The organism is Streptomyces sp. f51 (assembly GCF_037940415.1).
Taxonomy (GTDB): Bacteria; Actinomycetota; Actinomycetes; order Streptomycetales; family Streptomycetaceae; genus Streptomyces.
In genome coordinates this window covers 3772766-3785597 of the sequence record NZ_CP149798.1, presented here as the reverse complement: position 1 = coordinate 3785597, position 12832 = coordinate 3772766, and the positions used below count along the sequence as shown (strand labels likewise).

At 71.5% G+C, this 12832-nt stretch carries 10 protein-coding genes; 3 read left to right on the top strand and 7 right to left on the bottom strand.

Translation table 11 applies throughout. The features are described from left to right. Complete coding sequence (gene pdhA, locus WJM95_RS16585; RefSeq protein ID WP_339130504.1) at positions 1 to 1230, bottom strand: pyruvate dehydrogenase (acetyl-transferring) E1 component subunit alpha; 1230 nt, start codon at positions 1228 to 1230, stop codon at positions 1 to 3. Between the two features lie 412 nt (positions 1231 to 1642). On the opposite strand from pdhA, the gene WJM95_RS16580 reads away from it, so the two are divergent. Further along, positions 1643 to 2305 carry a response regulator transcription factor gene (locus WJM95_RS16580; RefSeq protein WP_339135608.1) on the top strand — a complete coding sequence of 221 codons (663 nt, stop codon included), beginning with the start codon at positions 1643 to 1645 and terminating at the stop codon, positions 2303 to 2305. Between the two features lie 158 nt (positions 2306 to 2463). Here WJM95_RS16580 and WJM95_RS16575 read toward each other — a convergent pair whose 3' ends face one another. Next, positions 2464 to 4029, bottom strand: a complete 1566-nt coding sequence (locus WJM95_RS16575; RefSeq protein WP_339130503.1) for a protein kinase — start codon at positions 4027 to 4029, stop codon at positions 2464 to 2466. A gap of 302 nt (positions 4030 to 4331) precedes the next feature. On the opposite strand from WJM95_RS16575, the gene WJM95_RS16570 reads away from it, so the two are divergent. Further along, positions 4332 to 5954 carry a protein kinase gene (locus WJM95_RS16570; protein ID WP_339130502.1) on the top strand — a complete coding sequence of 541 codons (1623 nt, stop codon included), beginning with the start codon at positions 4332 to 4334 and terminating at the stop codon, positions 5952 to 5954. A gap of 188 nt (positions 5955 to 6142) precedes the next feature. Here the strand turns inward: WJM95_RS16570 and WJM95_RS16565 are convergent, their stop codons facing one another. After that, positions 6143 to 6685 (bottom strand): bacterial proteasome activator family protein, encoded by a 543-nt coding sequence (locus WJM95_RS16565; RefSeq protein WP_339130501.1) that lies wholly within the window; start codon positions 6683 to 6685, stop codon positions 6143 to 6145. Positions 6686 to 6914: 229 nt separating this feature from the next. On the opposite strand from WJM95_RS16565, the gene WJM95_RS16560 reads away from it, so the two are divergent. After that, a complete protein-coding gene (locus WJM95_RS16560) occupies positions 6915 to 7919 on the top strand; it encodes a hypothetical protein (RefSeq protein ID WP_339130500.1) in 1005 nt (334 codons plus the stop codon). A 94-nt stretch (positions 7920 to 8013) separates the two neighbouring features. On the opposite strand, the gene WJM95_RS16555 is transcribed toward WJM95_RS16560, so the two are convergent. The 4 genes from WJM95_RS16555 to WJM95_RS16540 are packed head-to-tail and all read right to left on the bottom strand — an operon-like array spanning position 8014 to position 12803. Next, positions 8014 to 8994: an NAD(P)H-quinone oxidoreductase gene (locus WJM95_RS16555; protein ID WP_339130499.1), complete on the bottom strand. Its 981-nt coding sequence runs from the start codon at positions 8992 to 8994 to the stop codon at positions 8014 to 8016. Positions 8995 to 9024: 30 nt separating this feature from the next. Next, entirely contained in the window at positions 9025 to 10131 is a 1107-nt protein-coding gene (locus WJM95_RS16550; RefSeq protein ID WP_339130498.1) for a potassium channel family protein, read from the bottom strand. 45 nt (positions 10132 to 10176) lie between these two features. Beyond that, positions 10177 to 11631, bottom strand: coding sequence for a molybdopterin molybdotransferase MoeA (locus tag WJM95_RS16545; RefSeq protein ID WP_339130497.1), 1455 nt, complete (start codon positions 11629 to 11631; stop codon positions 10177 to 10179). Further along, a complete protein-coding gene (locus WJM95_RS16540; RefSeq protein ID WP_339130496.1) occupies positions 11628 to 12803 on the bottom strand; it encodes an NTP transferase domain-containing protein in 1176 nt (391 codons plus the stop codon). Before WJM95_RS16540 ends, WJM95_RS16545 begins: the two co-directional genes overlap by 4 nt. Between the last annotated feature and the right edge of the window lie 29 nt (positions 12804 to 12832).

Below are 12832 nucleotides of genomic sequence, written 5' to 3'. Positions count from 1 at the left end.
CTACTTGCCCTCCCCAGCGTCCGCGAACGACGCCTGGTAGGCGGCGAACTGGGCGCGCTCCTCGTCGACGAGCGCGTGCCCGTCCGCGTACACGTTCTCGAAGATGGCGAAGTGATCCGGGTCAGGCATGGCCCGCACCACATCGCGCACTCGCTTGCCCAACGCCTCGCTCTCGGCCTCGAGTTCCGCGAAGAATCCCTCGTCCGCGTGGTTTGCGGACTCCAGGTAGGCGCGCAGGCGCAGGATCGGGTCCTTCGCCTCCCACGCCTCGCGCTCCTCGTCGGCCCGGTACTTGGTCGGGTCGTCGGAGGTGGTGTGCGCGCCCATGCGGTAGGTGTAGGCCTCGACCAGCGTGGGGCCCTCGCCGTTGCGGGCGCGCTCCAGGGCCCAGCGGGTCACCGCGAGGCTGGCGAGCACGTCGTTGCCGTCGACACGGACGCCCGGGAAGCCGAAGCCCTGCGCGCGCTGGTACAGCGGCACGCGCATCTGGCGCTCGGTCGGCTCGGAGATCGCCCACTGGTTGTTCTGGCAGAAGAACACCACCGGAGCGTTGTAGACCGCTCCGAAGTTGAAGGCCTCCAGGACGTCGCCCTGGCTGGAGGCGCCGTCACCGAAGTACGCGATCACGGCCGAGTCGGCACCGTCCTTGGCGACGCCCATGGCGTAGCCGGTGGCGTGCAGCGTCTGCGAGCCGATGACGATCGTGTACAGGTGGAAGTTGTTGCTGTTCGGGTCCCAGCCGCCGTTGTTCACACCCCGGAACATGCCGAGCAGGTTGGTCGGGTCGACTCCGCGGCACCAGGCGACGCCGTGCTCCCGGTAGGTCGGGAAGACGTAGTCGTCGTCGCGGGTGGCCCGGCCCGAACCGATCTGGGCGGCCTCCTGGCCGAGCATCGAGGCCCACAGGCCCAGCTCGCCCTGGCGCTGGAGGGAGGTGGCCTCCGCGTCGAAGCGGCGGCTCAGGACCATGTCCCGGTACAGACCGCGCAGCTCCTCGGGGGTGATGTCGGCGACGTACGGGTCGTACGTGGCGTCCTTGACCCGCTTGCCTTCCGGGGTCAGCAGCTGAACGAGCTCCGGCTCGCCGCCGGTCGCCCCGGGCGACTTCTTGGCGGCCGCGCCGGCGCTCCTGCTCGCGGCGCTCTTGGTACCGGTCGTACTGGCGCTCGCGGCGCTCTTCGTACCGGCGCTGCGTCGCGGCTTGCGCGCGGCAGTGCTCTCCACGGTCACGTGTGCTCCTCCGTCGGTCCGGCCCCCGGGGTTGCCGGAAGGCTGGGGTCCCCCTCGCTCGCGGTTCGAGCTCGGGAGAGCGGCTCGCCTGTTCCGGCACCCGTGCACGGGGTGGGTGCCACTCGGCCGGGAACAGGCGTGACAGGTGCCCCGGCGAGCGCCCTGCAACTGCCACGTTACCCAGTGCTTCACATTTCTGTGAAACCCCTCCTGACCTGCGATTTTGATAGGAAATCCAAGTACTTGGAAACGTGGATTTCCTACTAGACCGAGCAGATCGGAACAGTCGCTGGTCACAGCACTGGTCACAGCCTTGCAGGGGGCCGGAACACCGGCACGTTATCCCGGCCACCCCGGCCTCGGGAAGAGTTCACCTGGGGCAGTGCCCATGATCGTGTGTGAGACTGACAGTGTGCGTGAAATCGGGAAAATCACTGTATTCCTCCTCGATGACCACGAAGTCGTCCGGCGCGGCGTCCACGAACTGCTCTCGACGGAGGACGACATCGAGGTGGTCGGAGAGGCGGGTACGGCGGCCGACGCACTGGTACGGATCCCGGCCACCCGCCCGGACGTGGCCGTCCTGGACGTGCGCCTCCCGGACGGCAGCGGGGTGGAGGTCTGCCGCGAGATCCGCTCCGCGGACGAGGACGTCAAATGCCTGATGCTGACCTCGTACGCCGACGACGAGGCACTGTTCGACGCGATCATGGCGGGAGCCTCGGGCTATGTCCTCAAGGCCATTCGCGGCCAGGAGCTGCTCGCTGCCGTACGGGATGTCGCGGCCGGGAAATCCCTGCTCGATCCGGCGGCCACCGCGCGTGTCCTGGAACGCCTCAGGGACGGCGGCACCAAGGAGGACGACCGGCTCGCGCGTCTCACCGACCAGGAACGCAGGATTCTCGATCTGATCGGCGAGGGGCTCACCAATCGCCAGATCGGCGAACGACTGCACCTCGCCGAGAAAACGATCAAGAATTACGTGTCGAGCCTGCTGTCCAAACTGGGAATGCAGCGCCGGTCCCAGGCGGCCGCCTATGTGGCCCGCAAACAGGCGGAACAGCAGCATCATTGAAAGGAAATCGGGCCGGTGCGGAATGCAGCGGTCCGGCACCCGGAAAATGCCCGGGCCGATGCGGACACGCCGGACACACCACGCGCGCGGATGCCCGTCGTGGGCTCCCGCGCGCGGAAGGCGTGTTCCCCGGATCCGTCCGAGGCGGTCCGGTCAGGTCAGCCCAGGTCCCCCGCGGCGGGGGACTCTGTGCCGCCGCCGGCCGGGTCGCCGGTCGTCGGCTCCGACGTCGGCGTGGCCGGTGCGGTGGTCGGAGGCGCCGTGGTCGGCGTGGTCTGGGTCGGCTGATCGGTCGGCTGGTCCGTCGGCGCCTGGGTGGTGGTGTTCCGGGTCGGGTGGTACGAGGGGGTGTAGTCCTGGTTCCCGCCGGTGTCGGTCGAGCCGTCCGAGGTGCTGTCGCCCGTGGACTGGTCCGTGGAGTCGTCGGTGGGCTGGTCGGTCGAGTCGTTGCTCTTGCTGGAGTGCGAGACGGTCGGTGACGGCGTGGTGCCGTTCCCCGAGTGCGTGCCGTTGCCCATGTTGTGGAACGCGAGCGCGACACCGCCGGCGATGGCGATCACCGCGAAGAGCGCGAGGAGCCACAGCTTGCCCCGGCCGCTGCCCCGGTTGCCGTGGCCCTCGAAGCCGCCGTCGTCACCGTTCCCGTAGGACGGGATGAGCGGCGCCGGGATCTGCGTGGTGCCGTAGTCGCCGGGGTGCGGCAGCGCGGCCGTGCCGGCGAAACCGCCTCCCTGGCCGCGCGGCCCCTCGTGCAGCGTGACCGGTCCCGTGTTCCAGGTGCCGGTGTGGCTGCCCTGGTCGTACAGCATCTGGAGCGCGTACTGGACCAGGCCGCGCATCTCCTCGGCGGTCTGGAACCGGTCGTCCGGATCCTTCGCGAGGGCGCGCATGACGAGCCCGTCGAGCTCCGGCGGCACCTCGCGGTCGACCTCCGAGGGAGGCAGCGGGATGTCCTGGACGTGCTGGTAGACCACCGACAGCGGCGTCTCCCCGGTGAACGGGGGCCGCAGCGCGAGAAGCTCGTAGAGGAGGCAACCGGTCGCGTACAGGTCGGAGCGGTGATCGACGGCCTTGCCGAGCGCCTGCTCGGGGGAGAGGTACTGCGGGGTGCCCATGACCATGCCGGTCTGGGTCATCGTCGACTGCGCTCCGTGCAGGGCGCGCGCGATGCCGAAGTCCATCACCTTGACCGCGCCGGTCTCCGTGATGATCACGTTCGCCGGCTTGATGTCCCGGTGCACGATCCCGTGCTGGTGCGAGTAGGCCAGCGCCTCCAGGACACCCGAGACGATGATCAGAGCCTGCTCGGGCCCGGGGGCCTCGGCGTTGATCAGCAGATCGCGGATCGTGTGACCCTCGACGATCTCCATGACGATGTACGGGACGACGCCGTGGCCGACCACGTCCTCGCCGGAGTCGTACACGGCCACGACCGCGTGGTGGTTGAGCCCCGCCACGGACTGTGCCTCGCGGGTGAAACGCGCCTTGGACACGGGGTCCTCGGCCAGGTCGGCACGGAGCAGCTTGACCGCCACCGTCCGTCCCAGGCGCACGTCCTCGGCGGCGAACACCTCGGCCATGCCACCCCGGCCGAGCCTGTGTGTCAGCCGATACCGGCCGTCGCCGACCAGCCCGCCGTTACCCCACATCTCCGGCGCATCTGACATACCGCCGCCAGTCGCCTCGGGGTCGGACGGGCCCTGAGCGCGCTGCTGCTGTGCCATCAGTCCTCGCCGTCGTTTCTGCCCGCGGTCTGCGCGGTGGTTGTTACGGTCTCCGTCGGGCCACGCTACAGGCTCCACGCCTGGCGCCGGTCCGAGATGAGCGTGAGATGGACCGGCCATCCAACCCGCCGGAGGTCCGTCGGTGCAAATTCCGTGTACCGCCCGTACGACACCTGTAACGCTTCCGCGACGCTTCTTTCTCAGACGGTCACGGAACGGGCACCGAGCTTGACGTGTCCGTGCCCTCGGGCAGACTTGGCCCGGAATAAGCCAATCGATCACGGCCGCGGGGGACGCAGAAGATGAGCCAGGACGGCGCACAGGGCCGGTACGCGGGGCGCGCGGTCGCCGGCGGCCGCTACCAGTTGCGCGATCTGCTCGGCGAGGGCGGCATGGCCTCGGTGCACCTCGCCTACGACTCGGTGCTCGACCGGCAGGTCGCGATCAAGACGCTGCACACCGAACTCGGCCGGGAGCAGGCCTTCCGCGAGCGGTTCCGCCGCGAGGCCCAGTCGGTGGCCAAGCTCACCCACACGAACATCGTCTCGGTCTTCGACACCGGCGAGGACGATCTCGACGGCATGACGACGCCGTACATCGTCATGGAGTACATCGAGGGCAAGCCGCTCGGCTCGGTCCTCGACGCGGACATCCGGCAGTACGGCGCGATGCCCGCCGACAAGGCCCTGAAGATCACCGCGGACGTGCTGGCGGCCCTGGAGATCAGCCACGAGATGGGCCTGGTCCACCGGGACATCAAGCCGGGCAACGTGATGATGACCAAGCGCAACGTCGTCAAGGTCATGGACTTCGGCATCGCCCGCGCGATGCAGTCCGGCGTCACCTCGATGACGCAGACCGGCATGGTCGTCGGCACCCCGCAGTACCTCTCCCCCGAGCAGGCGCTCGGCCGGGGCGTCGACGCCCGGTCCGACCTGTACTCGGTCGGCATCATGCTGTTCCAGCTGGTCACCGGGCGGCTGCCGTTCGAGGCGGACTCCCCGCTGGCCATCGCCTACGCGCACGTCCAGGAAGAGCCGGTCGCGGCCTCCTCGGTCAACCGCTCGCTGCCCCCGGCCGTGGACGCGCTGATCGCCCGCGCGCTGAAGAAGAACCCGAACGAGCGCTTCCCGAGCGCCGAGACCATGCGCGACGAGTGCCTCAGGGTCGCCCAGTCGTTCCAGGCCATCGCGCCGAACATCGTGCCGGGCGCCCAGACGCCGAGCGGCTCGGGTGTCGGCTCGGCCGTGTTCCCGCCGGTCGAGCAGGGCACCCCGGCCCCCGGCCCCGTGCAGACGCCGTACCAGCCCGGCCCGTACGGCACGCCGACGCCCGCCCCGGCGTACGGCTACCCGCAGCAGGGCGGCTACCAGGGCCCGCCGCAGACCTCCGCGTACGCCGGGCAGCAGCACGGACCCTCCACGCCTCCCCCGTACAACCTCTCGCCCCAGCCCGCCACCGGTGGCCCGGGCGGCGGCAGGAGCAACAAGGCGGTCGTGATCGGGTCGGTCGTCGTCGCGCTCGTCGCCGTCGGCGGTCTGATCACCGCGCTCGTCATGAACGGCGGGTCGGGCGACGACAACAAGGGCGGCGGACAGAGCACCGCCAGCACGTCGTCCACCCCGGCCGCCGGGCACAAGGGTCCCGACACGTCGAAGACGATCGACACCGAGAAGTGCACGGACCCGACGGAGTCGTACGACGACCCGAAGAAGATCCAGCTCCCGGACTTCCACTACAAGAACCTCGGCTCGGTGAAGTCCTGCTTCCAGGCCGCCGGTTGGCAGATGAAGATCACGCGCGTCGACGAGAACACCTACGGCGAGGACACGGTCATGGACCAGTTCCCGTCCGCCGGTGAGGACCTCGACCCCAAGCACATGCCCAAGATCGAACTCAAGGTGTCCTCGGGCGACCCGTCCTAGGTCGCTACGCGCACCTCGGGTGCCGGTCGGCAGACACGGGAGCGGGCGCTCCGGCCGGCGCACACGGAAGCGGGCCCGGCACGTGAGTGCCGGGCCCGTCGTCGTGTCGGGGTGACCCGGAGTCGCCGGGACGAGGGCGGTGGTGACTCCACCGCCCGCGTGGTCAACAGGTGGGTTGCGCCGCGTGGTTACAGGTACGGTCCGCCCGCGCGGCCCCCCGTGCGGGGGTCCTCGTCGCCCTCGAGGCCGCCGACACCCGGGGGAAGGGCACGGCGCATCTGCTCCAACTGCGCCCTGGCCGCCATCTGCTGGGCGAACAGGGTCGTCTGGATCCCGTGGAAGAGTCCTTCCAGCCAGCCCACCAACTGAGCCTGCGCGATCCGCAGTTCGGCGTCGCTGGGAGTCCCCTCGTCCGTGAACGGCAGGGAGAGACGCTCCAGTTCCTCCACGAGCTCCGGGGCGAGACCGTCCTCCAGCTCCTTGACGGAGCTCGCGTGGATCTCCTTGAGGCGGACCCGGCTGGCCTCGTCCAGAGGCGCGGCGCGCACTTCCTCCAGCAGCTGCTTGATCATGCTGCCGATGCGCATCACCTTGGCCGGCTGCTCCACCATCTCCGTCACCGGGATCTCGCGGGCGTCCTCGCCCCCGGTGCCGCCGAGCGCCATTCCGTCCTGGCCGACAACCAGGACCTGAGGGTTCTCCGGCGACCGTTCGTTCCTCGGCATCTCCATGCCGCCATTCTCTCGCACCCACGTACTCCATCACGGTGGTGCCCCCCGTACACGGTGATCCACCATCCAGGTCGCCCCAGTTCTCGCATTCCGTGCGGTTCAACGGCCCCTGAAGTGCGCGAATGGCCTCACTTTCGGTCGAGATGCCGGGATCACGGCGTCATGTGAGGCTGGTTCCGTCGATCACGGCACCCGTCTTGGCGAACCCTTCCGGGAGGGGGTCACCGACGTGACTCCATGGCTGCGCACCCTGCCCATGGCCGGACTCCTCGCGGCCGCCCTGCTGAACGGCGCCGGCCCCTTCGCGAACAGCGCCCCGACGAGCTCACCGCTCCTGTCCTCCACGGTCCTGCGGGGCTCGGGAGGCTTCCCGTTCACGGTCCTGGGGGTCTCGGGGTTCCTGTCGTCCGCGGTGGCGACCGGCTCGGGGTTCCTGCCGTCCGCGGTGGCGACCGGCTCGGACGTCGCTTCGTCCGCGATCCTGGCCGACTCGGAGATCCCCGCGTCCGCGGTCCTGGCCGGCCCAGGGATCGCCACGTCTGCCGTCCTGGCCGGTTCGGAGCTCCCCGCGTCCGGCGTTCCGGACCGTTCCGGGAGGTTCTCCCGCGCCGCCACCGCCGGCTCAGGCGCCCGCTCGGACACGGCCCCCGCCGGCTCCGCGAGTCCCTCGAACGGCGGTACGCCGGTTCCCTCGGCCGATGAGAGCCCTTCGGCCTCACCTTCCGGCCACGGAACCACCTCACCGGCCCCCTCCGCCGGGGGCACCGCCTCGCCGACGCCGTCCGCCCGGGGCACCGGCTCACCCGGTCCCTCCGCCCACACGTCCTCCGCCCCGGGCGTGCCAGGACCCGCCGCCCCCGATCCCGCACGGCCCACCGCCACGGCGGACCCGTCCCGTGCGGGCAGCTACGCGGGCGAGGGGCGCGAGCGGCCCGGCCGGACGGCGGCCCCGGACGGCCAGGACAACCCCGACGACACCGCCGCCCCCGACCCGGACAGCACCGCCGCCCCGGATCTCCAGGACACCGCCCCCGCCGCCGACACGGGGCTCACGGAACCGAGCACCGCCCCCGATCCCTCGGGCGACAACGCGGTCCCCGTCCAGCAGAGCGTGGTCGGCCCCGGCTCCACACCCGACACGGAGCTGGCGATCCTGCCGCTGGGCAGCGGTCTGATCCTCATCGGCCTGGGCCTGGCGCTGGCCTTCCTTGGTCTGCGCGTACGCCGCGCATGAGAAGGCCCCGGGACGGAAGGCCCCGGGGCAAATGCGAAGGGCCGAACGGGCAGGGCCGGACGCGCAGGGCCGAACGCGCAAGGCCGGACGGGCCCTAGGGAGCGACGAGGAGCACCTTTCCGATGTGGCTGCTAGCCTCCAGCACCCGGTGCGCCTCGGCCGCGTCACTCATCGGCAGCTCGCGGTCGACGACCGGACGGACCTGGCCGGAGTCGATCAGCGGCCACACGTGCTCCCGTACGGCCGCCACGATCGCCGCCTTCTCGCCGAGCGGCCGCGCGCGCAACGAGGTGGCGGTGACGGCTGCACGCTTGTTCAGGAGAACGGCGATGTTCAGCTCCGCCTTGATACCGCCCTGCATGCCGATGATGGCGAGCCGTCCGTTGACTGCGAGCGCGCTCAGGTTGCGGTCGAGGTACTTGGCCCCCATGTTGTCGAGGATGACGTCGGCGCCCGCCCCGCCGGTGGCCCGCTCGATCTCCTCGACGAAGTCCTGCTCGCGGTAGTTGATCAGGATGTCCGCGCCCAGCTCGGCGCAGAAGTCGAGCTTCTCCTTCGTACCCGCCGTGACCGCGACCCTCGCTCCGACGGCCTTCGCCAGCTGGATCGCCATGGTGCCGATGCCGCTGGAGCCGCCGTGGACGAGCAGGGTCTCGGCGGGACGCAGATGGGCGACCATGAAGACGTTCGACCAGACGGTGCACGCCACTTCGGGCAGCGCCGCCGCCTGCCGCAGCTCCAGGCCCGCGGGCACGGGCAGCAGCTGGCCCGCGGGGACGGCGACCTTCTGGGCGTAGCCACCGCCGGACAGGAGCGCGCACACCTCGTCACCGACCGACCAGCCCAGGACGCCGGGACCGACCGCGGCGACGCGCCCGGAGCATTCGAGTCCGGGGTAGGGGGAGGCTCCGGGCGGCGGGTTGTAGAAGCCCTGTCGCTGGAGCAGATCGGCTCGGTTGACGGCGCCGGCCACCACCTCGACCAGCACTTCGCCCTCGGCGGGCACCGGATCGGGAACCTCGTCCCACACCAGCGCCTCGGGTCCACCAGGTTCGGGAATCGTGATCGCGTACATGAGAGGGACGCTACTCCTGGACGGTGGCGGCTAGTCCTGCGGCAGGGGCCGGTTGCCCGGCATCATCCGGGTGCTGCGCGTGACCCGGGCAATCGTGATCAGCCGGTCCATCGGCTCCAGCGCGCCGACCTCCGGATCGTCGTATCCGAGCACGCGGTGCCCTCGTACGACGCTGACCACCAGGTCGGTCGTCTCGCGGGCGCCGAGGCCCACCTCTGCCTTGGTGACGGGCCGCTCCACGATGTCGAGCCCGCTGCCCTGATGGATCAGGTCCTCCATCACCATGCCCGCGGCGGGGCTGAGCACGGAGAGCCCGAGCAGCCGCCCGGCCGCGCTGGCGCTGGTGATGACCGAGTCGGCGCCGGACTGCCGGAGCAACGGCGCGTTCTCCTCCTCGCGGACGGCGGCGACGATCTTCGCCCCGCGATTGAGCTGCCGCGCCGTCAGGGTGACCAGGACCGCGGTGTCGTCGCGCTGGGTGGCGATGATGATCTGCCGCGCCTTGTGGACCTCGGCCCGCATCAGCACATCGCTGCGCGTGGCGTCCCCGATCACTCCGGCGTACCCCTCGGCCGTCGCCGCGTCGACCACCCGGGAACTCGGGTCGACGACCACGACCTGCTCCTTCTTGAGCCCGGTCGCGCAGACGGTCTCGATGGCCGACCGCCCCTTGGTCCCGAACCCGACAACAACGGTGTGCTCCCGCAAGGTCGCCCTCCAGCGGTTCAATCGCCACTCCTCCCGGGTGCGTTCCGTGAGGACCTCCAGCGTGGTGCCGACCAGGATGATCAGGAACAGCACCCGCAAGGGAGTGATGACGAGGATGTTGATGAGCCGGGCGACGTCACTGGTCGGGGTGATGTCGCCGTATCCGGTGGTGGAGAGGGTGACCGTCGCGTAGTAGAAGGAATCGAGCAGGTCGACGGTGCCGTCGGAGTTGTCGGTGTAGCCGCCGCGGTCGACCCAGACGATGAGCGCCGTGAGCACGAGCAGCAGCAGTGCCACCGCCAGTCGCTTCGCCACCTGCCGGATCGGGCGCTGCACCACCTTCTGCGGCAGCTTCACCTGATAGGTCACGAGATGTTCGTCCGCCTGGCGGGCGATCGTGTCATCGCCCGGAAGTTTCACGTGAAACACTCCCCGCTCGGATTCGTGCCGCTCATGCCCTGGACCGGTTCGGATTCAGACGAAGCAGGCGTCGATCCCTGTGGCGGCCCACGGCAGGTCGATCAGGTCCAGCTCCTGCCCGGCCCGTGCCCCTCCCGGCGGTACGACCGCGAGCGCGTCGGCGGCGGCGATGCCCCGCAGCATCGCCGGGCCGTTGTAGTGCAACGGAGCGGCCCGTTCGCCGCGCAGTGAGACGGGGATGAGCCGGGTGTCGTACGGGTGCCCCTGGACAGCTTCCCCGAGAGGCAACGTGTAGGGCTCCGGGGCCGTACGTCCGGCCAGTGTGCGCAGCATCGGCTCGGCGAGCGTGAGCAGTCCGGAGACGGCGGCGAGGGGATTGCCGGGCAGGCCGACGAGGTGCTGGTTCTCCTGGGTACGGGCCAGCAGCATCGGGTGACCCGGCCGCACCTTGACGCCGTCCACCAGCAGTTCCGCGCCGATCCGGCGCAGCGTGGGGTGGACGTGGTCGACGGGACCGCCCGCCGTACCGCCGGTGGTGACGATCAGATCGGCCCGCGAGCCGGTGATCGCCTTGTGCAGCGCCTTGGCGTCGTCCCCCAGCCTGCGGACCGCGACGACCTCGGCGCCCAGCGCCCGCAGCCACGGCGGCAGCATGGGGCCGAGCGCGTCCCGGATGAGCCCGTCGCGGGGAAGCCCCCCGGCGAGCAGTTCGTCGCCGAGGACGAACACCTCGGCGCGCGGGCGCGGGACGACGGCGAGCGAGTCGTAGCCGGCGGCCGCCGCGAGGCCCAGCACGGCCGGGGTGACCAGGGCTCCGAGGGGCAACAGCTGGTCGCCGCTGCGGCACTCCTGGCCGCGCGGGCGGATGTCCTGACCGTGCGCGAGCGCCAGGACCCCCCGGGAGCGGGCGGAGCCCTGCTCCTGCGCGCCTCCCGCGTGCAGCCGTCCCTTGGCGTCGAGGTGGCCGTGCTCGCTGCGCAGAACGGCGGTGGCGTCCCGGGGGACCCGCGCGCCGGTGGCGATCCTGACCGCCTCGCCGTCGCCGAGCCGTTCCGGTTCCGCGTGCCCGGCGAGCACGCCGTCCTCCCGCACCTCCCAGGGGCCGGGTCCGGCGACGGCCCAGCCGTCCATCGCCGAGGTGTCGAAGGAGGGAAGGTCGGTGAGCGCCGTCAGGGGAGCGGCGATGACGAGGCCGAGCGAGGCGTCGAGGGAGACCGGGACCGGGGTACGCCGGGGCAGGGAGCGGGCGGCCCGCTCCGCGATGGCCCGGGCCTCCGGCCAGGGAGTGGCCCGGTGCCGGGCGTGCTTGCCCTCGCCGCCGTCCTGGGCACCGGGTGCCGGGACCGCGGGGTCGGTCCCCTGCGGTCCGGGGACCGCGCGCTCGGCCCGGCCCGGCTCGCCGGACGCGTGGGCGCTCACGCCCTTGACCAGGGCGAGCGCCTCCTCGACGTCGAAGTCGTCGGCGTCCTGGCTGTCCTGGCCGGCCCTGGTGGAGCGGGCGGCGGTCATCCGGCGTCCGGTGCGGTGGAGGGCGGTCCGGCGTCCGGCCCGGTGGCGGGCGGTGCGGTGTCCGCCTTGCCTTCCGGGGTGTCCTCGTCGGCCCAGCGGAGCGCGAGCGCGACGGCCTTGCGGGAGGCCTCGGCGACCGCCTCCGGGCCTCCGCCGGCATACGCGGCCGCGTATCCGACGAGGAACGTGGTCAGCGGAGCGGCGGGCCTGGCGACACCGTGCGCGGCGTCACGGGCCAGGTCGAGCAGTACCCCGGTGTCGACGTCCAGGTCGATGCCCAGTTCGTCCTTGACTGCGGAAATCCATTCATCCAGCACGTGCCCATGCTCCCTGATGCGTGCTCGGGCGGCGGCGATGTCGTCCCAGGTGTCGCAGTCGAAGGACGCGACGGGGTCGGTGACGCGAGTGAGGTCGAGGGCGGCGACGAGCCGACGCAGAGGCAGCCCGGCGAGACTCCCGTGCGTGGCGGCGAGCAGGTCCAGCTCACGTCGCAACGCGTCGGCGCGGTAGACGGCCACGAGCGGCTGATCCCGCCCGCCCGAGTCGGTGAGGAGGACTCCGTCCGGGCGGACCCGGGGGCCTTCGCGGGTGCTGTCCCCGGCGGGCCCCGTGCCCTTGCCGTCTCCTGCGGGAGCGGTGGCCGTGCTGTCCCCGGCTGGAGCGGTGCGGGCATCGGAGCCAGCGTTGCCGGTGTCGGTGGGAGCGGTGTCGGTGTCTGCCGGGTGCGGGGTCTCGGGGGCGGCGTGGGTCTCCTGTGGGGCGGCGCCCGTGCGCAGGGTGTCCAGCAGGCGCCGGACCGTCTTCTCCTCCAGAAACGGCAGGTCGGCCGAGAGCACGAGGACGTGCGGCGCCTCGGTCAGCCTCAGCCCGGCGTCCAGCGCGGCGAGCGGTCCCCCGCCCGGCGGATCCTCGCGAGCCCACTCCACGGGGCGCGCCGTGGGCCTGGGTCCGGCCACGACCACCGTGCGGGTGGCATCGGCACAGGCGGCCAGCACCCGGTCGAGCAGCGTTCGTCCGCCCACGCGCACGCCGGGCTTGTCCTCGCCGCCGAGCCGCCGGGCTGCACCGCCCGCGAGCACGACGGCGTCGTACCCGACGTCGGCGCCCGGGCTGCCCCAGGGGCCACGGTTCGCGGGGCACCCGGTCGCGCCCTCGGGCTCGTACGCGGTCATGCCCCGAGTATGGGCGTCCGGGGAATCGG

What these genes read in the sequence shown, in the direction of transcription:
- WJM95_RS16575 (WP_339130503.1), bottom strand. Translation starts at nt 4,029, where the DNA reads ATGGCACAGCAGCAGCGCGCTCAGGGCCCGTCCGACCCCGAGGCGACT.
- WJM95_RS16570 (WP_339130502.1), top strand. Translation starts at nt 4,332, where the DNA reads ATGAGCCAGGACGGCGCACAGGGCCGGTACGCGGGGCGCGCGGTCGCC.
- WJM95_RS16565 (WP_339130501.1), bottom strand. Translation starts at nt 6,685, where the DNA reads ATGGAGATGCCGAGGAACGAACGGTCGCCGGAGAACCCTCAGGTCCTG.
- WJM95_RS16555 (WP_339130499.1), bottom strand. Translation starts at nt 8,994, where the DNA reads ATGTACGCGATCACGATTCCCGAACCTGGTGGACCCGAGGCGCTGGTG.
- WJM95_RS16545 (WP_339130497.1), bottom strand. Translation starts at nt 11,631, where the DNA reads ATGACCGCCGCCCGCTCCACCAGGGCCGGCCAGGACAGCCAGGACGCC.
- WJM95_RS16540 (WP_339130496.1), bottom strand. Translation starts at nt 12,803, where the DNA reads ATGACCGCGTACGAGCCCGAGGGCGCGACCGGGTGCCCCGCGAACCGT.